The following is a 25,327-nucleotide window of genomic DNA, read 5'->3' on the forward strand; positions in this document are numbered from 1 at the left end:
GCCCCGTGCGGCTGCGTACGGTTCGACACAGACGGACAGCCTTGATGGCATTCGTCATTGATAAAAAGTGAGAAGTTCATGACCGATGTACTCATTATAGGCGCCGGCGGTGTCGGCCAGGTGGTCGCCTTCAAATGCGCGATGGTGCCACACGTGTTTTCATCTATCGTGCTCGCCAGTCGCACCGAGTCGAAATGCAAGGCCATCGCAAAACAGGTCAATGACAAACTTGGCGTGCATATCGATACGGCGCAAGTTGACGCCGACAATGTGCCGGAATTGGTGACATTAATTAACGCGGTGAAACCCAAGCTGGTCATCAATGTCGCCCTACCCTACCAAGACTTAACCATTATGGACGCGTGCCTTGAAACGGGCGTTCACTATCTCGATACCGCTAACTACGAACCACTCGATACGGCAAAGTTTGAGTATAAATGGCAGTGGGCGTACCAGGAGCGCTTCCAACAGGCTGGGTTAACGGCGTTGCTCGGCAGCGGATTCGATCCGGGCGCCACCAACATGTTTACCGCCTATCTGGCCAAACACACGTTCGATGAGATTCACACCCTCGACATAATCGACGTGAATGGCGGCGATCACGGCTACCCATTCGCGACTAACTTTAATCCCGAGATTAATATTCGAGAAGTCACCGCCGAATGTCGCCATTTTGAAAATGGTGCATTTCATACGTCGCCTGCCATGTCCAAGCACGTGTCGTTTACGTGCCCCGAAGACGTTGGCACCTACACGATTTATCGCATGTATCATGAAGAACTCGAATCGCTCACCAAGCACTTCCCGTCCTTGCAGCGGGCGCAGTTCTGGATGAGTTTCGGTGACAGCTATCTCAAACATTTGGAGGTGCTGGGCAATGTGGGCATGACCGGCATTGAACCGGTGCTCTACGAAGGTAGACCCATCGTCCCAATCCAGTTTCTTAAAACGCTGCTACCCGATCCGTCCACGCTTGGTTCCCGGACAAAAGGGAAAACCTGTATCGGCTGCTACGTAACCGGCACAAAGGACGGGCGTGACACGGCCGCCTATCTATACAACGTAAAGGATCATCAAGACTGTTACCAAGAGGTGGGTTCACAGGCCATCTCCTACACAACTGGGGTACCGGCGATGATTGGCGCCAAAATGATTCTCGAAGGTCAGTGGCGCCGTCCCGGCGTGTGGAATATGGAACAGTGCGATCCTGATCCTTTTATGCACGACATGAATGCGTATGGCTTGCCGTGGTCGATTATGCAGCCGGCTCAGTTCGACCTCGACTAAACGGTCGTGAACAGTCACACCTTTTCGGCCTACGACCCACGCGACTGCCCGTCACCGTGCTATGTCGTGGACGAGGTCGCCGTCGAGCACAATCTTAACATTCTCAAAACCGTGTGCGACGCAACCGGAGCGCGCTGTTTGCTCGCGCTTAAGGCGTTTTCAATGTTTGCGCTTGCGCCGCTCGTGCGCCGCTATTTGCACGGCACCTGTGCGAGCGGCCTCCACGAAGCGCGACTGGGGGCCGAGGAGTTTGGCGGCGAAAACCACGTTTATTGCGCAGCCTTTAGTGATGCTGATTTTACCGAGGTAAAAGCGTTGGCTCACCATATTGTGTTTAACTCTCTGCATCAGCTACATCGATTTGAGCCCCAGCTCCGCGCAGCGGGCAGTCCAAGTGTTGGATTACGCGTAAACCCTCTGCATTCCGAAGGCACACATGCGCTTTACGACCCTTGTGCACCCGGCTCGCGACTTGGCATTCCGATTACCGAATTTGACGTGACGCCGCTGTCGTCACTCCCAGTGGCCGGCCTGCATTTTCACACGCTATGTGAACAGGGTTTTGCCCCGCTGGCGCGGACACTGGATGTCATCGAAACGCGGCTCGGTGAGGTCCTGCATGAACTCGAGTGGATTAATTTGGGGGGTGGTCACCACATTACGCAACCCGGCTATGATTTAGACGGGCTGATTCATCGACTTAACGCATTGCGTTCGCAGTACGACGTGCAGGTTTATATCGAGCCAGGAGAAGCGATTGCAGTCAATACCGGTGTCCTTGTGAGTTCCGTACTGGACATCGTACATAACGAAATGCCCATCGCGATTCTTGATACGTCTGCCACCTGCCATATGCCCGACACACTTGAGATGCCGTATCGAGCAGACATTTTCGGCGCCGCTCCCGCTGACGTTAAGGCACACACCTATCGTTTAGGCGGTCAGACCTGTTTGGCAGGCGATGTGATGGGTGACTACAGCTTCGACCAACCGTTGACACGTGGTCAACGTCTAATGTTCGATGACATGAGTCACTACACCATGGTGAAAACATCGACCTTCAATGGCATTAATCTTCCAGCCATCGCCATTTGGAATTCCGATTTGGGGCACACGCGCGTAGTTCGAGAATTTGGCTACACCGATTTCAAAACCCGTCTGAGCTGACTGCGCACAAGGATCAACCCATGAGCACGCTGACCTATCCCCCCTTTCTTGGCTCTGAGATTCAACAGCCTGCGTTTGGCGATGCGCTGTTTCACATTGTGCCCGTACCGTTTGAAGCGTCTGTCTCCTATGGCAGCGGCACCGCATTGGGCCCCTCTGCGATACTCGACGCATCGTGGCAACTCGAGACGTGGGACGGAAAAAGCGATCCAAGCGAACTCGGTATCTTCACTCATGACCCCGTCGACACCACCGGCGACAATGAAACGGTCATGCAGGCGATCGAAGATGCCATCAAACCCATAGCGGCCGCGGGCCATCTCCCCATTGCCATTGGTGGTGAACACAGCGTCACATTTGGCGTCATTCGAGGACTCATCGCAGCCGGCATGACCGATATCGGCGTGGTGCAAATCGACGCCCATGCGGATCTACGCGATGCGTACGAGGACAATCCGCTCAGTCACGCATCGGTCATGAAACGCCTGGTTGATTTGAACATCCCACTTTACCAATTGGGCGTCCGCGCCTACTGCCAAGAAGAAATTGAGACGCGAAAAGCACACGGCGTGCGCTATCAAGATGCGGATGAACTAGTGCCCAACCACATTACCCACATTGCTCTGCCGGATGACTTTCCTCAAAACGTGTTTTTCACCCTGGATATCGATGGCATGGACCCATCGGTTTTTCCTTCAACCGGGACGCCCGTGCCCGGCGGACTGGGTTGGTACCAAACGCTCTCGTTGTTTGAGTCAGTAGTCAATCAGCGCCGAGTGATCGGTTTCGATTTGATGGAGTTTGCCCCTATCCAGGGCTTTCATGCCTATGAATTTTCAGCCGCGCAACTCGTGTATAAATTGATGGGCATCATTCAGCGACAAGCGAGCCAAAACTAACCCAGTGCACGCAAAAAAAAGCCCCGCAACGCGGGGCTTTTTTTGACAAGAGAAGTGCGTGTTACGCGGTGCGACGTCGGCCAAACCCAAACAGTCCAAGCGCCGTCAGGAACAACGGAAGCGCCGCTGGAATCGGCACGCTTAATGCGTCAAACGCCAGCTGACCGATCACCGCATGTGTAGCGGCCGTTGGGTGGATGCCGTCAAAGAAGAGATACGAATCCGGGTCGAGGCAAGCCGTGTTGATGCACGCGTCTGTGACGTTACTGATACCAAACGCCGATGGATCTGAAATCACATCGTTAAACAGACCGAACAGATCAAATGAAATGATGTTGACACCCAGCGTGGCTTCAAGATTGGCAATCTCCATGGCAAGGTCAGCATTGTGCTGGGCAGCCGCTGCCGAAATGACTGCGGATGAACCGCCTGGCGCACCGCCACTCAGCGCCTCAGGAGTGAGGCCGATGTCAGGCAAATTGGGCACAAAGAAATTAGTGGCGCCGGCCGCGGCCAGATCGGTGATGATTTGTGCGATGCTAGCGGCTGAGGAACCCGCGTCGTTATCGCGCACATCGTTACCACCACCAAATACGACATACAGTGCGTTCGAATCGGCAGAACCACCCGTGTCGGTGAAGTAGAATCCGAGCTGGTCAGACAGTGACGGGATCAGATCACCGGGATCTTCGGTCGCGCGCGCACCACCAAATGCATAGTTGCTGCCACCTGCCACGGAATTATCGAGCGGCAGACCCATTAAGTTCGCCATTTGCTCGACCCACACGAGACCGGCCGATCCGTCCGTAAAGTTACTGGTGAAGCGACTGTCGGCGTAGGGCGGATTGGGCCCAAATGCGCCACCGAACAAATCAAAGATGTTGCCCGAATCCGATAGGCTGTCGCCAAACACGACTAAACTGCTGTAGCTGCTGGCCTGCGCGGCACCTGAAAATGCCAAGCCAACGACAAGCAGCGCCGCCGCACTGGCGCGGCGTAGTGAAGAAACAAATTGCATAACCCCTCCGACGAAAAAGTGAAACCGTTTGGTTTCGGATTGCCGGCGAAACGGAAACATCTAACTGGACTCGCCCCGCCAACACAATTATACAGTGGCTTGTTTTTCACACTCTGCACCGAAACCGTGAGCGACGCGCCACCGCGTTTATTCTTAGCCCAAGAGTGTAAACCAAAAAGTAAGTGAATGGCTGAATTTTCCATAACCTGCGCCACCGATCTCGCCAATTGGTTTCAGACGGAAGCGACTCGCAGTGGATCCCGCACACCATGGCCCGTTCCCCCGACACCGACGGCGCCGAAGCGGTGCGGGACCGTTGCAGGATCAGCACGACGCTCGACGGCCGCCAATGCGCGGCATACGTAGAGTCAGTCGCCGCGCTCTCGACCAAGAAACTCGATTGGTATTTATACTTTTCATAGAGTTAGCCGACTTTTCGCGCATCACATCAAACGCTACACTGAACCGATGAGCCGCCTATTCCAGCACCCTTTGCGCACCGCTCCGCTCCTCACCGCCGTGCTGGCATTGTGTGCTGGCGCGAGCGTGTACGTCATCAGCCGCGTTAATGGGCCGTTTTGGACCACCTGGATCGATGGGTCGACGCTCGCCGCCCTGCGCGCGCACGCGGTCTCCGTGCCCCTTTCTCAACAACTGCCCAGTTTTTTTCACGCCCTTGCGCTATTCAGCGCGACCCTGGCCGTGACCGCGGATTGGCGACGGGGACGTTCCGTCGCGCTGTCGATCAGTCTCATCGTCGTCGTCGCCATGGAATTCGTTCAGCATCCGGTGGTCGAAAACCTCTGTCGCGCTGCCCACCGCTGCCTTGGATCACCTTTTCAGGAGTACATGACAGACGGCACGTTTGATTGGTTCGATCTTGTCGCGATTGCGGTCGCCGCGGCTTTTGCCTTTAGCGCGTGCCATCCAATGGTAAGATCCAGCCACGATCACCCCAGATAATTGGAGAGCAACCCTACATGACTGCACGCTTGTCGGCTTTTTTGCTAATCGTACTCTGGCTCGCGGCCGTCTTGCTCGCCGTGGGCAGTAAGAGCTATGACCCAGATGAAGATGAGCCGGTTGCACCGGTGTTGGTTGACGTCAGCGTTATCAACAGTGGCGCGATAACGATTGAAAACGGCGACACGCGGGACTCGGTGTCCGACCTGACGCTAAGCGTGCAGTTTGAAAAAGGTGGAAACGCCGGGATTACGCTGCGTGAGGTGCCGGTCGACCTCGACACATCGACCGGGTTTGATTTAGAGATCATTGCCAACGACGGGGAGAATCTGCTCGACGGCTCCGTCTCGGTCAACGTAACCAGCGCACTCGATTTTGGACTCGCGCGCCAACCAGACGCCGGTCAGCTCTCTCTACTGCGTGACGGTACAAGCACCCTCATCACATTTGATAGCACGGGTGTCGGCGTCGCCACGGGCACGGCCACATCGGTACTCATTGGATTTGACGATTTCCGAACGTTATATCTCGACCAGGATCGTGACTTGGATCAACGCTTTGCCTCCAAGGCCTATCAAGTGCTTGAAACGGTATGGCTCATGAGCCGCTTTGGTGAGACGGCACAGCAAAACATCACCGACAACATCGATATGCTCGAGTCAATGGGTCGAGGTAATAGCCTGGACTTAACCTGCGGAAACAGCACAGACGCTACGGCCACTTACGCATTGGTTTGGACCACGGACCCGGCGGGCGACGGTTTAGGCCAGGCTGGCAATGGTGACGCCTTCGAATTTTCGTGGGGAAACTGTTTGTTCAGTAACGACGATCGGTATTTGGACAACGAGATGCAGATCGCCAATTACCAGCTAAACAATGACACGCAACCCCGCAGTCTTTCCATGTCGGCGATTTATTCGAGTACGATTTTTGGTGAAGGCACAATCAGTTCTTCATTGCCCTCAACCACACAACTGCGCATCGATGGCACGCTTGTGATTACCGCAATTGAAGGCGCGACCGTCACACCGGACCCATAACGCCCGCGCTATATCGATCAACTACTACCGCCCATATTTCTCTTTGCGTAGTGCCGCCGCCTGCCCCACCCAGTCGTCACGATTAATACGATCTGGGAAGGTGTTAATGTGCGAAGCCACCCACTCGATATCTTTCTTGCGCAGCGCTGCGACTTGCCGAAACAGATAAATACCGAGTTTGTTCATAGTCTTTTCCATCACCGGTCCCACACCCCAAATCTTCTTAAGGTCATCTTTCTCAGCAGGCGCCTTCGACAAGAGCCATTTGGGCTGGTCAGTTTTACTCGATTTTGCTGGTCGCGGCGCATCCGTCGTCGACAACTCATTTTTTAGTGCTTCGTAGCGACGCCGCCAGTCTTTTGCCAGCTTGCGTTGCTCGCTGTGTTGGCGATGCTCCTTGGCATACTCCACATCACGTTGCTCGAGCGTTCGTCGCAACATCGCCACCTCGTCAACATGTCGCTCACTCTTGCCCGCCTGTTCTTCAAGCTGCGCCAAACGCTGTTGGTCCTCGCGTGCGCGAGTGGCGGCCTCATGTTCAGCCTGATCGAGGCGCCTTTGCATTTCAACAATCCGGTGTTTCGCTTCATCCGCGGCTGCAGTGGCCTCCTCGCTCTGCTTTCGAGCCGCATCCGCCTCATTGCGCGACGTCACCAACAGTCCGGCCTCATTCGCCAATTGCGCCTTTAACTTGTCGTGCTCACTCTGCCAATGGTCAGCGTGTTGTTCGGCGCGGCGTTCGACTTCCTTTCGATTGTCGAGCTGTTGCAACAACTCTTCACGCTCACGGCGCATCGCATTAAGTTCGTCCAGCTCTTTTTGCGCACGCTCACTCAACGCGTTGCGTTCATCAACGGCCGCCGCACGCTGATCGCGTTCACGCACAAACTCGGACTCGAGTTCAATCACTTTTTGCCGAAGTTCTCCACAGGCACGCTCCGCTACGTCAAGACGATCGGTACGTGTGCGCAACGATTGTTCCAGTTCGTTTTTGCGTAATTCTGCTTGCGCCGCGCGCTGCACGTGGCCTGCGACTTCGTCTCGTAGCGAACGAATCGTTGCGTTGAGCGCATCACTTTCCGCCGCATCTTTGCTCGCGACATGCCGCTCTGCCGCCTGGATCTGCTCACTTAAGCCATCGCGCTCCTGCACTAAATGGTCGACATTGCGCTGCAGTTCCTCGATCTGTTTGTTCGCGCGATCAGACAGAGATTGCTGCTCACGATGGTCATTCTCCATCTCTTGCACTCGGCGATTCGCTGCCGAGAGCTCGGTTTCGAGCTCCGCCACTTTGGGTTCAACGGCCTGGAGGCGCTGTGCCTTCGCGGACGCGGTCTCGGCTTGCGCACCCAACGCGTCCAAGCGCGACTCGTACTCACTGGTCTTTTGCGCCAGTGTCCGCTCCGCATTTGCAGCCCGCTCATTGGTGGCATTGTGTTTTTCCCGAAGCTGCTCGAGCTCACGTCCCGCATTGGCCAGCGACGCGTCGCGCGCTTCCAGCGTTTGCCTCAGCTGCGCGATTGCACCATTTTGATCTTCGCTTTCGATCTGCGCGGTGAGTGATTCGTGTAACTTCGATTCGAGCGCATCGATTGACTGCTTTTGCTCGTCGATTTTGGTTTCGTGCGCATTGATAATATCGCTGCGCTCGGCGAGCGACCGCTCCATCGTCGGAATTTGCTGACGCTGCTCATCGACCTCGCTCGTCAATTTGGCAATCCGTGCATCACGATCTTGTTCGGTTTGTCGCAGACGCGAAAGCCAGCTTTGCTCATTGTCAGCCGTGAGTTTTCGATAGCGCGCTCGGCGCCACAAGTACGACAGGATAAATCCGATCAAGAATGCGGTGGCCAAGCAAACCCACATAACCACCATCAAATACGCTAAAGTACCCATCGATTATTTCTCCACGATGACAAACTCGATACGACGATTCCGCGCACGACCGTCAAGAGTTTGGTTATCCGCTCGCGGTTGGCTCTCACCAAATCCTCGCGCGGCTAGCGACTCGGCGCTGACGCCCTCGTCGATAAGATGTTGACGCACTGCTTCGGCTCGCTGCTGACTCAGACGAAGGTTGATCTGATCGTCACCGTTGGCATCGGTGTGTCCTTGAATTTCAACGACGAGTCCGTCGCAGCCGGCCACAATCTCCGCCAGTTCTTCCAACAGCGGATGACTATCCACCGACAGCGTCGCACTGCCCGAGGTAAAACCGATCGCGGCACGATTGAGTTTGGCGTTCAACGAAGCCTGACAGTTATCGATAAATTCACGGGTTGGCGCGAGCACGGCCACGTCGAGGCGATGACTAAAGGCGTCACCCGCCACCCGCTCAAGACGCGACCGCGCAGAAGCGTGTCGCGCTGGCGAGGCAACCGATCCTACCAATGAAAGATGCGTACCGCGGATATCGAGTTTGCCACTTGAGAATTGCGCGAGTTCATCGAGCAGTTCGCGCATCACCGGCAACCACGCTTCGGGGATGGAAGGGACAACGGTGAGTTGATCAATGACTTGCCGCTCGGTGAACACGCGTCGCGCCGCGCCGACGATCGTGGCGCGCGTCGCGTTGTCGCGGATCATGCCTGTTAGAGTCACTTGCTGACGATCGGCCAATGCCGAAAACTGAAGTGGTCCGGAGACAGTGGCGGGGGTCACATCGAGTGCGTCGATAGCGGCATAGACACCGCGAACGTCGTTGACGACCGCTAGCGCACGGTCTCGGGTGGCCGTATCGGGCACGGTGCCGGTGAGCACCACGTTCAGTCCATCAACACGCGCGATAGTGATCGCGCTTAGGTCGGCATCATTCAGCGCCAGGCGGGCGCGGGTGGAAAGATCGTCGGCGATGAGCGGAACGTGGTGGCGTACACACAATACAGCGAGCGCTGCCAGCAACGCGACAGCGACTAAACAATACAGCGTCGTTCGCATGGGTCTTTGACTCGATTTATGTTGGCCAGAACCACCCCTTGTCGGCCCTCCAAACGGTTGAATTAAATCATTTTTGCGCGGAATCGAATGGATTCATCTGAGACCGTTTTGCCGTCCTTTCCGTCCGATTTAACTATGTTGTTGATATACAGACACATTACTGCCTGCCCGCACTGACTGTGCTACATATTATGCAAAATGTGAACTGGGTAACAGTTTTGCAATGAAATCTCCCCTATACTTCGCTACATAATTAAATAACAAGGATGCTGGGGGATATGAACGAACATAGAAAAAGTGCGTCCGAACACTTTTCTCTCGAGACGGAAATCGATAGCAGCCCAACGGGAAATCACCCCGAGTGGCACCCATTTGCCGTATGGCAAGAACAGATTCGCAAGCCTCAGCGCGACGACACCGTGCGCGCGAGCAACCGCCGCATCTTGCGTCCCGTGCCGTCGGTCGACGCCTAACTGCAAGCTGTCGCACCCGCGACGCTCACACATTTGACACCAAAAATCCGACGTTCTTCTTTGACACGCCGGCTTGAGACTGGCGCCCTAAAAATCCAGTAGCGCGGCGCCCCAGGTAAAGCCCCCACCAAACGCCTCCAGCAGCAGCGTGTCACCGCGCTTAATGCGGCCGTCTCGCACACCGGTGTCGAGTGCCAACGGCACAGACGCAGCAGACGTGTTGCCATGATCCTGTACGGTTTGGATCACACGTTCCATCGGCATATTTAGCATTTTTGCCGCAGCCTGAATAATACGGATGTTGGCTTGGTGCGGAACCAGCCATGTCAAATCTTCCTTGGCCAAGTTATTGTGTTCTAGCGCCGTCTTAGCAATACCGCCCAACCGGCGTACCGCCACTTTGAACACTTCATTGCCTTTCATCTGCACGAAGTCGCGCCCGCTCTTGAGATTATCGAATCCGTTTGAAATCCCAGACTCAAGAAACAACAAATCTTTGTACTGCCCATTTGCCGAGATGTGCGTTGAACGAATGCCAGGACGGTCCGATGGTTTGAGCACAACCGCGCCAGCACCATCGCCAAATAGCACACAAGTGCTTCGGTCAGTCCAATCGACGATCGAAGAAAGCGTTTCACTCCCAACGACCAGCGCGCATTGGGCACCGCCCGTTTTGATGAACTTATCAGCGACCGATAGCGCGTAAATAAAGCTCGTGCAGGCGGCTTCAAGACTGAACGCCGGTGCATCGGAAACACCGAGACGTTGTTGCAACAAACAACCCATGTTGGGAAACACTTGGTTGGGGGTAGTCGTGCCAACGACAATCAGATCGACTTCCGCTGCGGTAACGCCTGCCATGTCCATCGCATTACGGGCTGCGCCTTCAGCAAGATCAAGATTGGTTTCGCCATCGCTCACCAGATAGCGCTGCTTGATACCGGTGCGAGAGACGATCCATTCATCGCTCGTGTCTACGGATTTGGCCAATTCGTCATTGGTGACAACGCGCTTAGGAAGCTGGCTGCCGGTGCCCGCAATTTTGCTGAACATAGAACACACCCGTCAGGAGATTTCACCGCATCGTGCCTGAGTTAGCCGCGTTTGGCCAGCATTTCGGGTACGCCAAACTCACGACTCTGACGCGTTTTCGATTAACGCAATCGGGCCAACCCTTCTGCAATTTTTTGCGGCACATGGGCACGTGCCTCGGTCATTGCAGTGTCCAAAGCATGACCGAGTGCCACGGCGTCCGCGCCACCGTGCGACTTGATCACCACATGGCGCAATCCAACCAGGCTAGCGCCGTTGTGGGCGCGCGGATCCAAGCCGGCCATACCGGCACTGGTCGAGCCCGCGCGAGACGCAACAAAACGCGAAAACCCTTCCATCGTTTTCAGAGCAATGTTGCCCGCGAAACCATCGCTTACCGCGACATCAATGCTGGAAGAAAACAGATTATTGGCCTCGCAAAAACCCACATAATTGAGCGAAGACGCACGCAACATGGCATCGGCCTCGTTGAGCACTTCGTGCCCTTTACCCGCCTCAACACCAATATTGAGTAGTCCAACGCGTGGAGAGTCAATGTCGTAATCGGTTGTGGCAACAATGCTGCCCATGACCGCAAACTCAGCCAGCGTCTGCGCTTTGCATTTTGTGTTCGCACCGACGTCGAGCATGATGGTGACGCCATCGATCGACGGAATCGGCGTCAGCAGTGCCGGTCTGCGTAGCCCTTCTATGGTTTTGAGCACAAGCTTCGACATGGCCACCAAGGCGCCCGTGTTGCCGGAACTGACGCAGGCTTCCGCTTGGCCATTGGCCACGCAATCGATCGCCACACGCATCGATGAATCGCCGCCGTTACGTAACGCATCGGTCGGTGCGTCACGCATGCTGACCACGGTCGTAGACGGTACACAGGTTACACGCGATGCGAGCCCTTCGTGTGTTCGCACGAATTGGTTGAGCTCATGCTCGTCGCCAACGAGCATCAAGTGGAGATTCGGATGCTGGGTCAGCGCCAGTCGGGCACCATCAAGCGCGGCGCGCGGACCTAAGTCCGCGCCCATGATATCCAGCGCAATCCTGACGGGGGTGGGCATAAATGCCAAGAAAATCGATCGTTCTGGGCGGGCGCTTACTCGTTTGAACTCAGAGGGACTTCACCCTAGCGCGAGTCCACTCTTTATTCTCAGCGCGCGATCGACCGTTACAGATTACTCGTCGTCTTGCTCAGGTGCAGACGTGTCAATGACTTTGCGTCCGCGGTAGTAACCATCGGGACTAACACGGTGACGTAGATGGGTTTCGCCACTGGTCGGGTCGATGGACAGCGTCGGCTTCTTGAGGCTGTCATGAGAGCGTCGCATACCTCTGCGCGACGGAGTGGTTCGGCTTTTTTGCACAGCCATGATCGTTCTCCTGAGTCTGCACAATCGCAGACGTGTTTAATGCTTCGAAAATAAATCTTTGAGGCCGTCAAACGGCGTAATCGTATCGGGCGGTGTGTCGTCGGCTTGATACTGCTTCGCCAAATCGCCACCACACTGTTCATCGGCATGCCGAGCAAACAACGGAATGCCAAGCTGCAAATCATCCTCAATCCAATCGAGGAGTCGAATCTCAACGCGACCTAACTGCGCTGGGTCAATCTCTAAATCATCGGGCAATCGCCAGTCAACCGGCATGTCTATCGACAGCGCCAGACCGCCCAAACAGCGCTGACATTCTGTCTGTACGTCAGCGGCCAGCTGTCCACGAACACGCACTTTCTGCTCGCCCCCGGTATCAAACTCGAGTCGGCAGCGGACCTGTGCGTTGTCCAATTGAGGCACGTTGAGCGCCTCGACAAAGCGCGGTAGCTCCGTCACACTCAGCGTCACATCGATGGGAGCCAGCGCAGTCAGCTCGTCGAGCGAGTACGATCGTTTCAGGCGCCCGGACATAAGGCGCGTATGATATTTACAGGCACTCGGCATGTCAAAGGTAAATCCCTCTTTTTTAAATGAAATCGACATAAGTCTAGGGCCCGTTCTGGCCTCGACTTCTCGGTTTCGAGCAGCACAGCTCAAAACGCTGGGTCTGACGTTCGACGCCGTCCCACCAAATGTCGATGAAACCCCATTAAAATCAGAGACTCCAGAGCAATTAGTAAAGCGACTTGGAAGAGAAAAAGCGCTCGCGGTCGCCACCACTCACCCGACCCGAGTGGTGATTGGCGGCGATCAGATCGCGGTATTCAACGGCTCCATTTTGGGCAAACCCGGCTCCGCCGCGGCCGCCGCCCAGCAGCTGGCACGTTTTTCAGGGCATCGCGTCGAGTTTCTGACACACTGCAGCGTAATGGCTGGCGCCGGTCGGAGTCAGTGGCACCACACCGACCACACCTGGGTGGAATTTCGCGATCTGACTGAGGCGGAAATCCAGCGGTATATTGCCCTCGATAATCCGGTCGACTGTGCCGGCGGATTCAAAATCGAGGGGTTGGGTGTGACGCTGTTCGATCGGGTCCGCTCAGACGATCCGTCGGCGCTGATCGGCTTGCCGTTGTTGTTTGTCAGTCGCGCCTTGCGTCACTATGGCTACGCACTGCCCTAACTCCGGCAAGCACTGTCCCTCGCGTTCGCTTAGCGCGACGTACTCAGCCGTTCGATTAATGCGCTGAGCTCCGGACTCAGCGGCGCATCAATCTGAACCGGATTGCCCGCCGGGTATTCAAACGCAAGACTCGATGCGTGCAGCCCCAAGCGCCGCACTTTGAGACGCTGACTCACTGTTTGAGACTCCTCGCTGTGATAGCGACGATCACCCAACACGGCATGACCCAGATGGGCGCAATGCACACGAATCTGATGAGTGCGCCCCGTATGCAGTGTGGCTCTTAAAAACGACACCCCCGAAAAATGCTCCAGCAACTCAAAATCGGTACGGCTATATTTGCCCGCAGGATGAGCCACAACGTGGCGCTCACCGCCCCGACGCTCCTCGGTATTGAGCGGTACCTCACAACGATAACGACCGTAATCCCAATGTCCCTGCACCAGCACCAGGTAGGTCTTGCCAACTTCGTTATCGCGAATCTGTCGATGCATTTCTCGCAAAAACGAACGCTTGCGAGCAATCAATAAACAACCGCTCGTCGACCGATCAAGTCGATGCACCAGCTCAAGGTAATGGTCAGCAGGCATCGCCTGTCGCAAGGTTTCAATCACGCCGAGTGATACGCCGCTGCCACCATGCACCGCCCAACCCGATGGTTTATTGAGCACCAAGAAGGCCTTGTGTTTGTCGATTACGGTACCCAGGATGGCCTGCTGTGCTTTGGCGCCGGCCGGCGACCGCGTGCGAGACGGCGTTCGCAGGGGGGGAATGCGGACCACATCTTCGGCTACAAGCCGGTAACCCGCACTGGTACGACCCTTGTTAATACGAACCTCGCCCGATCGGATCGCCCGGTATATTCGTGAGCGCGGCACGCCCGGCGCACGGGAGAGCAAAAAATTATCCAGCCGCCGGCCGGCCTCATCGGATTGAACCGTCACAAACCGCACGGAATCCGAGGGCTTACGTTCCGGGGTAGTCTCAGGGAATTCCGGGTTTTTCATGCCTAACTCATTGAAGCTCAAGGTCGTTATTGCTATAGTTCGCGCGTGACTTATTTGTCAGACATCGGCCTTAGCATCCTAAGGCTATTATTTTCCGGGACAGGGGTACAGCGCCAGCACGGGATAACCTTGCTGACCGCGACCGTGCGCCGCTGGTGCGAGCGCGCACCCCTCCCCCACGATTTATTACATCGAGTCGGTTGGAACCGAATCGAGCGCATCCAATCCGGATGCTGTAGCGGGCGATCATGCACGATGCACGATTCCCCTGCGAGTACCGCACAGATTTTTGTTGACGATTGCCGCGCGTTTGCGCGCAACCGACAAACCGTCATTGAGCAAGTCATCGCCTGGCGCCGCGCGCGGCACTGGCGATACTGTCTGCCCGGATCGCCGCCTACTCCGCTCTGATTCCTCTGATCGCCTTGACTACACGAGCAAGGTGCTATGAAAAGAATGTTAGTCAATGCAACTCAACCTGAAGAGTTGCGCGTGGCAATGGTCGATGGCCAAAAACTCTACGACCTGGACATCGAAGTCCCGTCACGTGAACAAAAAAAATCCAATATTTACAAAGGTAAAATTACGCGCATCGAGCCCAGTCTCGAAGCGGCCTTCGTCGATTATGGCGCGGCCCGCCACGGGTTCCTACCACTAAAAGAAATTTCGCGGACCTACTTCAAGAAGAAAGCCGATGCGGGCAAACGCATCAACATTCGAGATGTGCTTGAAGAGGGACAAGAATTAGTGGTTCAGGTTGAGAAGGAAGAGCGAGGCAACAAAGGTGCAGCGCTGACTACCTTTATCAGCCTCGCCGGTCGCTTTATGGTGCTGATGCCCAACAACCCTCGCGCTGGGGGCGTTTCGCGTCGCATTGAGGGCGCCGATCGCAACGAGCTCCGCGACGCACTTTCCAGCCTAACCATTCCTAAAGGCATGGGTGTGATCGTACGCACAGCAGGCGTTGGTCGCAGCGAAGAAGAGCTCGCCTGGGATCTGGATTACCTCATCAGTGTGTGGAATGCCATCGAGTCCGCCGTTGACTCCCGCAAAGCGCCCTTCCTTGTTTATCAAGAGAGCAATGCGATCATTCGTGCACTGCGCGACCATCTGAGCAATGACACGGGCGAAATCGTCATCGATGATGAATCGATCTGCAATGAGGCGCGTGAATTTATCGAGCGAGTCATGCCGCACAATGCGCGCAAACTCAAGCACTACACCGAGTCGACGCCGCTGTTCACACGGTTTCAGATTGAAAGCCAAATCGAATCGGCGTTTTCGCATAAAGTGGATCTTCCCTCCGGTGGCAGCATTGTCATTGATGCGACCGAGGCCCTGGTTTCTATTGATATCAACTCCGCGCGCGCAACGCGCGGCGACGACATCGAGACTACGGCATTCAATACCAATCTGGAGGCGGCCGACGCCATTGCGCGGCAACTTCGAATTCGCGATATGGGTGGCTTGATCGTCATCGACTTCATCGATATGAACCAATCGCGCAATCAACGCGAAGTTGAAAATCGACTTCGCGAAGCCGTCAAAGTGGATCGCGCCCGAGTGCAAATCGGTCGTATTTCCCGGTTCGGTCTTCTCGAAATGTCACGCCAACGGCTGCGCCCATCGCTCGAAGAATCCAGCAACATCGTTTGCCCTCGCTGCAATGGTCAAGGCGTCATTCGTGATGTTGAATCACTCGCGCTCGCTATTTTGCGCTTGCTCGGTGAAGAGGTACGAAAAGACCACACCGCCAAGGTCATTGCCAACGTACCGGTGGAGGTCGCCAGCTTTCTGCTCAATGAAAAGCGCGACTGGGTGAACAACCTCGAACAGAAAAACGGGACTGACATCGTGATCACTCCCGACCCACGTTTGCAGACGCCTAACTACTCGATACGCCGTGTGCGTGGAGACGAAGCCAATCTGCCCGAGAACAGCAGCGCGAGTTATCAGCTCATCGGCGACGGCACCGAAGAAGAGACCGAGAGTGGCAGCAGTCGGGATCGCACACCCAAGCCACAGCAGCCGGCGGTCAGCGGAATCGTGCCGACCGGCCCAGCCCCGACGCCGGTCCGTAAGGAAGCGACTGTCGAGAAAGCCGGGCTGATTGCTACGATTAAATCCTGGTTTAGCAGCAGCGACGAAGAAAAAGACTCGTCGGCCAACGACAAGAGCAAGCCCCAGCGCAGCCGCCAGGGCGGTCGACAGCAGCAAAATCGCAAGCGAAACGAACGTAGTGGACGTCGCAGTTCGCGCGGCGGTCGTAATCGCCGACGTCGTGGCAAGTCAGACAAACCGAAAGCGACGGCCAATCAGGCTTCGCAAAAGAACACGAAACGCAAGCCCGATAACGCCAATCAATCAGGTGGTGACGCCAGTAAAAAAGAGTCGGCAAACAACGAGGACGGAAAGCAAGGCGCGCGCACGCCTCGTCGTCGTCGAGGCCGTCGGGGTTCGCGAAATCGTAACCGTCAAACGCAAAATCGCAATGGCGACACGCCGAACAAGCCCAAGGAGGCCAATGACGGCGGTCGTCAAAACACGACCAGCAAAAACGGCAACCAGCCAAATAACGATTCGAATAAGCCCTCACGATCGCCCGCTGCGAATCAGCGTGGCGAGCGTTCCGGTAAGCCGGATGCGTCGGCAGCCCAAAAAAAGCCGGACGTGAATGGCGGCGGCGAAACGGCGCGCAAGCCAAAATCCGAAACGCCGGCTCAAGCGTCCTCGGGCGGCGAGCGTTCGCGCAGTGAGCGCCACAGCAAACCAGAGGCGAAACCGACCAGCAAAACGCCGGAAACCGTCAAGACGGACAGCGGCACGGCAAGTTCGAAAAAAACCTATACCGTTTGGTCATCCGAAGGTTCCGCGGCACCGCGCAGTGGACCCGGTCGCGACGACTAGACAACGGCTCACTCGTTAAAGCAAAAAAAAAGCCGGACGATGGTCCGGCTTTTTTTATTCGACAACCGCGCCTACGTGACGGTACTGATACTGTTTTCGGTCAGTGTGTGTAACAACCCTGCAGTCGCATTGAGCGTTAAGTCAACCACGCGCGTAAACCCCTGCGCACCGCCATAAAATGGATCGGGCACGTATTTCGGCACATCACCGGTTCCGTAGTCCATGAGCAAACGGATCCGATGCTGTTCTCGGCGTGGGCACGCGCGACTCAAGTTGAATAAATTATCCTTGTCCATCGCGATGATGTGGTCGAACAGCGTGAAGTCTTCGGATCGAATGGCCCGCGCGCGCTGGGTGCTGAGATCGATTCCCACCCGCTCTGCGGCCGCCACGGCTCGTCGATCGGGCGGTTCGCCGGCGTGGTAGGCATGCGTGCCCGCCGAGTCGACCAATAATTGAAATGGCAAATCGGCCTCATCTCGATGCTTCTCGAGTGCCCCCTGCGCGGTTGGAGATCGACAAATATTGCCCATACACACAAACAGCACGCTGACGGTTTGAATGGTCGATGGTCGATTCACCGTCGTGTTTCCCTCAACATAGCCATATTCCCGGGTTTTGTTTGCACGCTTGCCTTCACGTGAACAACGTACAACGGCCGCTGGTCACCCACTTTACTCGTCCGGTTGACATCGGACGTGAGAGCTGGCCATACGCCTGCGCCGTCGGGCCGAATCGACAGAACAACTAGTTCGCCGAGTTAAATCGGGCTCTCGCCGTTTCGAGATCGGCCGGTGTATCGACGCCAGGTGGCGGTGCGGATTTAGCCAGGCCAACGATGATCGGCCAACCCTGCCACAGCGCTCGCAGTTGCTCGAGTCGTTCATGCTGTTCAAGCGCGCAGGGTCCCGCCTCTGCAAACGCCCTTAACGCCTCCCTACGGTAGCCGTAAACACCGATGTGACGCAATGCCTGCACTGGCGGAACGTCCTCGATATCTCGTAACCAAGGCACTACGGCGCGGCTAAAATACAGGGCAAATCCGTTCTTTGCGCAGACTACTTTGACTGTATTAGGGTCATTCAATTGCGAAGGATCGAGAGCGGCGGCAAGGGTTGCAATGGACGCGGTGCGCATTTCGAGCAGCTTGGCCACTTGTATTATGTTGTCTGGCGGAATAAACGGCTCATCACCTTGAACGTTGATCACAATGCGGTCGGCGTCCCACCCAAGCACGTCGGCGACCTCGTTCATGCGGTCCGTTCCGCTTTGATGCGCCGCCCCAGTCATCATCACCGAAACACCCGCTTCGCGGCAGACCGCTTCGATCCGGGCGTCATCTGTCGCCACCACAAGTGTCTCTGGACCGGCGCGCTGTACTTGTTCTACCGTACGCAGAATGAGTGGCTTACCCGCGAGTTCAAGCAACGGTTTGCCAGGCAGTCGCGTGGAATCGTGCCGCGCCGGAATCACAACGTTAAAGGGCTCTGCGGAATGCGTCATTCGCCCGCCATGTAGTTGGCCAATTCGTCAGTGCTCAAATGCTGTGCCTCATCAACCATCATAATGGGTTTGCCATCACGCAACGGAAAGGCCATACGCTCGGCGCGGCACAGTAGCACCTGCGCGCCAGCACGATAGACCAACTCGCTCTTGCAAGCTGGACACGCCAACATATCGAGCAAGGCATGATCCATAACCTCTTACCTCTTTAACGACTCGCGACACAAAGACATCACCGATTGCATTATAGACGTCGACAACGATTCCGACACCAGCGTGTCGACCATTACCGAATACATACGCGAGTCGGCAAACGCGGCGCATTTGACGGCGTCTTTCTCGGTCATGAGAATCGGCAGATCGTCGCCGAAAGTCAAACTGTCGGGGGTGAACGCATAGTGATCAGCGAAAGGGTGAGACACAACGTCGAGCCCGTGACTTTCAAGACTCGAGAAAAACCGTTCTGGGTGGCCGATACCCGCTACCGCATGAACGCGCTGGCTGGGTAACGCATCCAATGAAACGTGATCACCGGTGAGCAGATGGCGCAGTCGCGGGTTACCCAAGGCCATACCTTCCCCGTCTTGCAATGACTGGCGATGCCACACCACTTCATCCACCTCATCTAGCCGCGACAGCGGTTCCCGCAACGGACCGGCGGGCAGTAGGCGTTTGTTTCCAAATCGGCGCTCCACATCGACAATGCAAATCTCCAAGTCCCGATCCAATCCATAGTGCTGAAGGCCGTCATCACACACAACAAGTTCTACGCCCTGCGCCTCGAGAATGGCGACCGCATCCGCACGACGAGGCGCCAACGCAATCGGTGCGGCTACCGCACGAGACAGTAGCATCGCTTCGTCACCCGCACTCGTCGCGTTATCGCCAGCGGCAAGCAGTCGCGGTGTCTCGTCGCGTGCGCCATAGCCGCGCGTGGCAACCCCTGGCTGAATGCCCTGCCTCTGACATTGCTTGACGAGCCACACGACAAAGGGCGTTTTGCCGGCGCCCCCCACCGTTAGATTGCCGACCACGACCACCGGCACGCCCGCTCGGTAACGTGACTTCATAGACCATCGATACACACGGCGGCGCAAGCGGATGATGAAACCGTACAACCACGAGAGCGGGCGCAGCAGGTGACCACTCGGCGCGTTGTTGTACCACACAGCATGAAGCCAACGCTCAAGGGTCGTACGCATGATCGCCTCAGTCAGACCCGTCATTTGCCGCAAACTGTAGATCATGAAGACTCGCGTAAAGTCCTTCACGAGCAAGCAGCTCGGCATGCGTGCCGGTCTCAACGATGTTGCCTTCATCCATCACGACGATGCGATCCGCGTTCTCAATGGTGGAGAGTCGATGCGCAATCACCAGCGTCGTGCGATCAAGCATCAGTTCTTTCAACGCACGCTGGATAATTTGTTCGGATTCTGAATCGAGTGACGCAGTGGCCTCGTCCAAGATCAGTACAGGCGCGTTTTTCAGCAAGGCCCGTGCAATGGCGATTCGTTGGCGCTGACCGCCCGACAACAACACCCCTTTGTCGCCGACCAGCGTTTGCAACCCGTCCGGCATGCGCGACACAAAGTCCATAACGTGGGCTTTGCGGGCAGCCGATTCAATTCGTTCTGGCGTGGCGTTACGTAGCGCTCCGTACGCAATGTTATTGGCAATCGTATCGTTGAACAGCGTGATGTCCTGGCTAACCAACGCAATATGCTGACGCAAATTTGACAGCACGTAGTCGTTAATATCGAGACCATCCAGCGTGATGCGACCACTGCTTGGCTCGTAAAATCGCGGTAATAGACTGACCAGCGTGGTTTTACCACTCCCTGACTTACCGACAAACGCCAGCGTTTGACCCGGCTCAACACGAACATCAATAAACGACAACACGTTCTTGTCCGTGCCTTTATAACGAAACGAGACATCGTGATAGGTAATCGCACCATCAACCGTTTCTTTTGTCGTGTTACCTTCATCGGTTTCCGGCGCCTCATCGAGCACGGCAAAAATGCTGCGCGCCGCCGCGATACCTCGCTGCACAACGGAATTGATGTCAGTGATTCGCTTGAGCGGATCCATTAAGAGCAACATCGCGCCAATGAAAGAGCTAAACTTTCCGGGCGTCAAGCCCGTATCCGGACGGATCGCAAAACTGATTATGCCCACCAGACCCAGCGCCGCAATCAGCTGAATAACCGGCACACTGATGGCCTTCACCAGCACCTGCTTCATGAACGCACGGCGATTAGACTCGTTAATCCGATCAAACTCTTGATTCTCAAGCTTGCCGCCGGCGTAAATCTTGATGACCTTATGACCACCAATCGCCTCTTCGGTGCGCTGAGTGACCCCACCCATCGATTGTTGAATACGCTCGCTATAAGCACGAAACCGTTTCCCCGCATAGCGGATCAAGAGTGCAATAGGCGGTCCGACAATGAGTATGAACAGCGAGAGCTGAGGACTCATGTAAATCATCCAAGCGAGCAACGCGATCAGCGTCAGTGTATCGCGTATGACGATCGTCACGGCTCGTGTGATGGACTCGGAAACCTGCTCAGCGTTGTATGTCAGCTTCGATAACAACACGCCGGCTGAACTGTGGTCGTAAAACGACGTTGGCAGTGACACCAGACGCGAGAACAACTGCTGTCGCAACGTTGTTACCACCTTGCGACCAATGTATTCCATGTAGTAAGTCGACAGAAACCCAGCCACACCGCGCGCGACAAACACAACAAAGATAGCCCATGGTATCCAACGATTGACATTCGTCTGACGATCTACAAACGTACCATCGATCAGCGGCTCGACGAGCATAACCAGGCCCGCAACAGAGGCGGCATACAGGCCCATCCCGAGCGACGCGAGCACAAAATACCCCCAGTAGGGAAGGCCATAGCCAATCAGGCGCCGGTAGATTTGACCACCTGTGTGCGTATCGGACACGGTGCTCAGTTCGCAGACGGTTCGCGCGTGGTAGCGATGTTGATATTGACAAAGCCCAATCGACCCGCCACATCCATGGCCGTCACCACGTGCTGATGCTTGGCCTCCGCGTCGGCGCGAATGGTGATCGCCAGCGTGCTGTCCCCATCACTGATCTTGCGTAACGCTCGACGCAGTGTGTCCGGTCGCGAATTGACCAGGCTTTGTTGATTGACCGTATAGGTACCGGACGACGACACCGCAATTTCGATGCTGTCGACTTTGTCAGCCGACACGGATGCCTCCGCTTGAGGAAGTCGTATTTTTATTTCCGATTCTTTTACAAAAGTGGTGGACACCATAAAAAACACAAGCAGCAGCAATACCACGTCGATGAGCGACGTGAGATTGACCTCCGGTTCTTCTCGCGTGCCGCTCTGCAGTTTCATGTCAGGATGTGCGCGCCGTATTCTGTGGGCCCTTCACCGCGCGAACCGGGCGTCGCGCCGCCTCGATCGCATCGACCAACTTAGTCGCCTCCTGCTCCATATCGACCACTAACGAGTCGACATGGTTACGCAAATAGCGATAGCCGATCACGGCAGGAATGGCCACCGACAGACCGGCGGCCGTCGTAACAAGTGCCTGAGAAATGCCGTCGGCCAGCACCGTGGGGTTTCCCACCCCGTTGGCGGTGATCGCCGCAAAGACACGTACCATGCCTACCACCGTGCCCAACAAACCGATAAGCGGCGAAATGGAGGCGATGGTGCCGAGCGTGGTGAGAAAGCGATTGAGATCGTGGGCCACATGCCGACCCGTGTCTTCAATCTGCTCTTTCATGATGCCGCGATCGCGCGTGCGCGCCGCCAGGCCCGCGGACAGAATACGACCAAGGGGGGAACTGTCACGCAACACCTGCACGTGACGCTCGTCGAGTTCGCCCTTCTCCACCCAGTTCCAGACTTTCGCGCTCATACCCTCTGGCAACACGCGTTTGCGCTGAAGTGTCCATAACCGCTCGATGATGATGGCCGCAGCCAACACGGAACACAGGATCAGCGGGGCCATCAACCAGCCGCCCGCTCGAACAATTTCAAACATTAAGTTACGCCGTTAAATCAGACGGTTGCAGATTACCACGCCGATACACGAAAGCCTACCGCGCGGGCGCGCGCCAGCGCCATACGCCGAGGCGGTTCTGGCGGGCAAATCGGGCCAATTCGAGCGTGCCGCTTCGCCCTGCCAAGAACTGCATCTGACCGTACTCCGCGGTGGTTAACACCTGTGCGCCGACGGCCGACCATCGCCTGATCACACGATCGCGCGGCATACCCCACTGATTTTCATATCCGTTGCTAAACACAACAAATCGAGGTGTGGTCGCGGCGGCAAAGTACGGATCGGAGGACGACACACTACCGTGATGAGCGCCGATGATCAGGTCGAGTTGAGTATCCTCAAGTTCCGGAAGTAACCGACGCTCCTGACGTGCATTGAGATCTCCGGTGAACAACACCGCGCCGGTTGCCGATTGCACGAGCAAAGCGCACGACGCGTCGTTACCTTCAAAGTGTGAATGTGTCGGTGGATGGAGAAACCGAAAATGCACCTTATCGAAATCAAATGCCAGACCGGCACGACAAGGACGCGCGCGATTGAGCGACGGCATAGGCTCGCCAACCCAGATTCGGTCGGTTGACAGGGCCTCAATCAAACTGTGCACGCCGCCTGCGTGATCCCGATCAGCGTGACTGACAATCAGCGCATCCAGGTGACCAACCCCGCGACGCGCAAGGGCGGGAATCACTGTCTGTTGAGCGCTGTCGCCACCCGGCCAAGCGTTACCGGTGTCATAGACTACCGTGTGATGACGCGTTTGAATCACCACCGATAACGCCTGACCAACATCGAGTACATCGATGCGAAACTCGCCGAGTGCAGGTGAGTCCGCTCGCAGAACGAACAGCGGCAGCACGAGCAGAACGCTCAATCTACGAGCGGGAAACGCAGCCGGCAGCAGCCAGCTCAATGCACACAGCGTGATCGGCACCGCCAACCATGTCGGCTGCGTGACATCAGTAAACGCCCATGGTTTGCTGGCGACGAGCGTCACGCCCTGCCAAATGAGATTGAGTATCCCGCTGGTCAGTGTGGCGATCCAATCGGATGCCCACGGCGCCACTAGAATGCTCACGACCAGCACGAGAACGAGCGGCACTACGGCAACACTGAAAAGCGGAATCAACACCACATTGACCGGCAGTGAGATCCAGCTCACGCCGTGCGTAACGAGCAGGGTGATCGGCATCATGAGCAACATCAACCCCAATTGCAGACGTGTCGCCAGCACACACCGCTGTGCAAACCCTTTGGCGGGCAAACGACCGGCCATCACGATTAGGATGGCTAGCACCGCACCAACCGACAACCAAAACCCGGTTGATAAGATCATCCAAGGATGAACAATCAGCACCACTGCGGCGGTGAGCAACAGCGTGGTCGTGGTATCGACCGCGGCCAGATTAAGTCGACACAACGTCCACAGGCACAACATAAGAAACGCGCGCAGGGTCGATATGGCAAAACCCGCGAGCGCGGCATAACACAACGCCACCACTAAACCGGTGAGCATACCGCGTCGAACAAGATTGGCCTGAGGCCGAATCCATATTGGCGCAAAACGCCCTAGGCCATAACCCAATCCCGCGGCGAGCCCGATATGCAATCCAGAGATGGCCATCAAGTGTGCCGTACCACTTCGCCTGAGCACCTGCCAGTCCGTTTCGCTTACATCACCACGTCGACCCGTTGCCAACGCCTGTATCAATCCAGAGCTCGGCGCCGCATCCGTGAGCTGCTGAACCTGTGCGTGAATATGATCGCGTATCGCCGTGAAGCGAGCGCTTCGCGCGCGCCAAGGCAGCCGCACGGCATCACTTGATACCACGGTCGCAAGACCGCTGATTCGCGCTGCAAACAGCCAGCGCTCATAGTCAAACCCCGACTCGTTGCGTGTTCCGCGCGGCGGCTTGAGGGTCAACGACAAACGCCAACAGCTACCCCGTTCGGGAACGCTGGGTGCCCGATACCAGACGGTGCGGTACTGCACAGCTCGAGACAGTCGATGCGCGCCTCGAACGGCAAAGACAAACCGACTCATGTCGCGCTCAACTTGGACGTCACTCACCACACATCCACTGAGCCGCATGCGTTCGCGACGCTCAACGTGCGTATCGATAAACGACGCAAACTGTGCGGCAGCGGCGAACATTCCAATGGACACACCTAGCCACCAGGAAAACGCCGCGTTCGCGGGCGTGTCGGTCAACTCTACGCTCGACGCTCGGTCAGACCACCGATAGCCGCGTATTAACCAACAGACACTCGCTAGACTCAGGGCGATGCACATCGATCCAATCGGTTCTGGTATGACAGCCGCCAACCCCACACCGGCAATCATGCCAAGCAAACGCGCCTTGAACACCGCGCAACATCCCACTCGCCAAATCGGCTTTCATCGTATGTCGCCCGGGCCGCCACGCCCACCCCACAAATCTGTCCAAATCACACCGAAATGGCG

General features: G+C 56.3%; 24 protein-coding genes. 8 read left to right on the plus strand and 16 right to left on the minus strand.

Annotation, left to right across the window (positions count from 1 at the left end; translation table 11 throughout):
- The first annotated feature begins 78 nt into the window (after positions 1 to 78).
- From AAF465_08290 to speB, 3 genes are read left to right on the plus strand one after another with little or no spacing between them, the layout of a single operon-like run.
- Positions 79 to 1,287, plus strand: a complete 1,209-nt coding sequence (locus AAF465_08290; GenBank protein MEM7082718.1) for a saccharopine dehydrogenase family protein — start codon at positions 79 to 81, stop codon at positions 1,285 to 1,287.
- 6 nt (positions 1,288 to 1,293) lie between these two features.
- Entirely contained in the window at positions 1,294 to 2,454 is a 1,161-nt protein-coding gene (gene nspC / locus AAF465_08295) for a carboxynorspermidine decarboxylase (GenBank protein MEM7082719.1), read from the plus strand.
- Between the two features lie 20 nt (positions 2,455 to 2,474).
- Positions 2,475 to 3,353, plus strand: a complete 879-nt coding sequence (speB, locus tag AAF465_08300) for an agmatinase (GenBank protein ID MEM7082720.1) — start codon at positions 2,475 to 2,477, stop codon at positions 3,351 to 3,353.
- Between the two features lie 61 nt (positions 3,354 to 3,414).
- Here speB and AAF465_08305 read toward each other — a convergent pair whose 3' ends face one another.
- A complete protein-coding gene (locus AAF465_08305; GenBank protein MEM7082721.1) occupies positions 3,415 to 4,371 on the minus strand; it encodes an SGNH/GDSL hydrolase family protein in 957 nt (318 codons plus the stop codon).
- Between the two features lie 468 nt (positions 4,372 to 4,839).
- Between AAF465_08305 and AAF465_08310 the strand changes: the two genes are divergently transcribed.
- Entirely contained in the window at positions 4,840 to 5,334 is a 495-nt protein-coding gene (locus AAF465_08310; GenBank protein ID MEM7082722.1) for a hypothetical protein, read from the plus strand.
- A gap of 17 nt (positions 5,335 to 5,351) precedes the next feature.
- The gene (locus AAF465_08315) at positions 5,352 to 6,374 is read left to right on the plus strand and encodes a hypothetical protein (GenBank protein MEM7082723.1); all 1,023 of its coding nucleotides are present in this window, start codon (positions 5,352 to 5,354) and stop codon (positions 6,372 to 6,374) included.
- Positions 6,375 to 6,398: 24 nt separating this feature from the next.
- Here AAF465_08315 and AAF465_08320 read toward each other — a convergent pair whose 3' ends face one another.
- Positions 6,399 to 8,270, minus strand: coding sequence for a hypothetical protein (locus AAF465_08320; GenBank protein MEM7082724.1), 1,872 nt, complete (start codon positions 8,268 to 8,270; stop codon positions 6,399 to 6,401).
- Positions 8,271 to 8,273: 3 nt separating this feature from the next.
- Positions 8,274 to 9,311 (minus strand): OmpA family protein, encoded by a 1,038-nt coding sequence (locus AAF465_08325; GenBank protein MEM7082725.1) that lies wholly within the window; start codon positions 9,309 to 9,311, stop codon positions 8,274 to 8,276.
- Between the two features lie 278 nt (positions 9,312 to 9,589).
- On the opposite strand from AAF465_08325, the gene AAF465_08330 reads away from it, so the two are divergent.
- Entirely contained in the window at positions 9,590 to 9,784 is a 195-nt protein-coding gene (locus AAF465_08330) for a hypothetical protein (GenBank protein ID MEM7082726.1), read from the plus strand.
- 87 nt (positions 9,785 to 9,871) lie between these two features.
- On the opposite strand, the gene AAF465_08335 is transcribed toward AAF465_08330, so the two are convergent.
- The 4 genes from AAF465_08335 to AAF465_08350 all read right to left on the minus strand — a co-directional run bounded on the left by AAF465_08335 (position 9,872) and on the right by AAF465_08350 (position 12,735).
- Positions 9,872 to 10,837, minus strand: a complete 966-nt coding sequence (locus AAF465_08335) for a beta-ketoacyl-ACP synthase III (protein MEM7082727.1) — start codon at positions 10,835 to 10,837, stop codon at positions 9,872 to 9,874.
- A 101-nt stretch (positions 10,838 to 10,938) separates the two neighbouring features.
- Complete coding sequence (gene plsX / locus AAF465_08340; GenBank protein ID MEM7082728.1) at positions 10,939 to 11,892, minus strand: phosphate acyltransferase PlsX; 954 nt, start codon at positions 11,890 to 11,892, stop codon at positions 10,939 to 10,941.
- A 114-nt stretch (positions 11,893 to 12,006) separates the two neighbouring features.
- Positions 12,007 to 12,201 (minus strand): 50S ribosomal protein L32, encoded by a 195-nt coding sequence (gene rpmF / locus AAF465_08345; GenBank protein ID MEM7082729.1) that lies wholly within the window; start codon positions 12,199 to 12,201, stop codon positions 12,007 to 12,009.
- 36 nt (positions 12,202 to 12,237) lie between these two features.
- On the minus strand, positions 12,238 to 12,735 hold the full coding sequence (locus AAF465_08350; GenBank protein ID MEM7082730.1) for a hypothetical protein: 498 nt from the start codon (positions 12,733 to 12,735) through the stop codon (positions 12,238 to 12,240).
- Positions 12,736 to 12,766: 31 nt separating this feature from the next.
- Between AAF465_08350 and AAF465_08355 the strand changes: the two genes are divergently transcribed.
- Positions 12,767 to 13,387: a nucleoside triphosphate pyrophosphatase gene (locus AAF465_08355; protein ID MEM7082731.1), complete on the plus strand. Its 621-nt coding sequence runs from the start codon at positions 12,767 to 12,769 to the stop codon at positions 13,385 to 13,387.
- A gap of 29 nt (positions 13,388 to 13,416) precedes the next feature.
- Here the strand turns inward: AAF465_08355 and AAF465_08360 are convergent, their stop codons facing one another.
- Complete coding sequence (locus AAF465_08360) at positions 13,417 to 14,394, minus strand: RluA family pseudouridine synthase (GenBank protein ID MEM7082732.1); 978 nt, start codon at positions 14,392 to 14,394, stop codon at positions 13,417 to 13,419.
- Between the two features lie 447 nt (positions 14,395 to 14,841).
- On the opposite strand from AAF465_08360, the gene AAF465_08365 reads away from it, so the two are divergent.
- Positions 14,842 to 17,301, plus strand: coding sequence for an Rne/Rng family ribonuclease (locus AAF465_08365; GenBank protein MEM7082733.1), 2,460 nt, complete (start codon positions 14,842 to 14,844; stop codon positions 17,299 to 17,301).
- Between the two features lie 71 nt (positions 17,302 to 17,372).
- On the opposite strand, the gene AAF465_08370 is transcribed toward AAF465_08365, so the two are convergent.
- The 8 genes from AAF465_08370 to AAF465_08405 all read right to left on the minus strand — a co-directional run bounded on the left by AAF465_08370 (position 17,373) and on the right by AAF465_08405 (position 25,231).
- Positions 17,373 to 17,882, minus strand: coding sequence for a low molecular weight protein-tyrosine-phosphatase (locus AAF465_08370; GenBank protein ID MEM7082734.1), 510 nt, complete (start codon positions 17,880 to 17,882; stop codon positions 17,373 to 17,375).
- A gap of 166 nt (positions 17,883 to 18,048) precedes the next feature.
- Positions 18,049 to 18,804: a 3-deoxy-manno-octulosonate cytidylyltransferase gene (gene kdsB / locus AAF465_08375; GenBank protein ID MEM7082735.1), complete on the minus strand. Its 756-nt coding sequence runs from the start codon at positions 18,802 to 18,804 to the stop codon at positions 18,049 to 18,051.
- Positions 18,801 to 18,998, minus strand: coding sequence for a Trm112 family protein (locus AAF465_08380; protein ID MEM7082736.1), 198 nt, complete (start codon positions 18,996 to 18,998; stop codon positions 18,801 to 18,803). The genes kdsB and AAF465_08380 overlap by 4 nt, the downstream gene beginning before the upstream one ends.
- 6 nt (positions 18,999 to 19,004) lie before the next feature.
- Positions 19,005 to 20,051: a tetraacyldisaccharide 4'-kinase gene (gene lpxK / locus AAF465_08385; GenBank protein MEM7082737.1), complete on the minus strand. Its 1,047-nt coding sequence runs from the start codon at positions 20,049 to 20,051 to the stop codon at positions 19,005 to 19,007.
- Positions 20,014 to 21,774: a lipid A export permease/ATP-binding protein MsbA gene (msbA, locus tag AAF465_08390; GenBank protein ID MEM7082738.1), complete on the minus strand. Its 1,761-nt coding sequence runs from the start codon at positions 21,772 to 21,774 to the stop codon at positions 20,014 to 20,016. Before msbA ends, lpxK begins: the two co-directional genes overlap by 38 nt.
- Complete coding sequence (locus AAF465_08395) at positions 21,771 to 22,193, minus strand: biopolymer transporter ExbD (protein ID MEM7082739.1); 423 nt, start codon at positions 22,191 to 22,193, stop codon at positions 21,771 to 21,773. The genes msbA and AAF465_08395 overlap by 4 nt, the downstream gene beginning before the upstream one ends.
- Position 22,194: 1 nt before the next feature.
- Positions 22,195 to 22,848 (minus strand): MotA/TolQ/ExbB proton channel family protein, encoded by a 654-nt coding sequence (locus AAF465_08400; GenBank protein ID MEM7082740.1) that lies wholly within the window; start codon positions 22,846 to 22,848, stop codon positions 22,195 to 22,197.
- Positions 22,849 to 22,903: 55 nt separating this feature from the next.
- Complete coding sequence (locus AAF465_08405; GenBank protein ID MEM7082741.1) at positions 22,904 to 25,231, minus strand: DNA internalization-related competence protein ComEC/Rec2; 2,328 nt, start codon at positions 25,229 to 25,231, stop codon at positions 22,904 to 22,906.
- Positions 25,232 to 25,327 lie beyond the last annotated feature (96 nt).

This window comes from Pseudomonadota bacterium, assembly GCA_039028935.1.
Lineage (GTDB): Bacteria > Pseudomonadota > Gammaproteobacteria > Steroidobacterales > SZUA-146 > SZUA-146.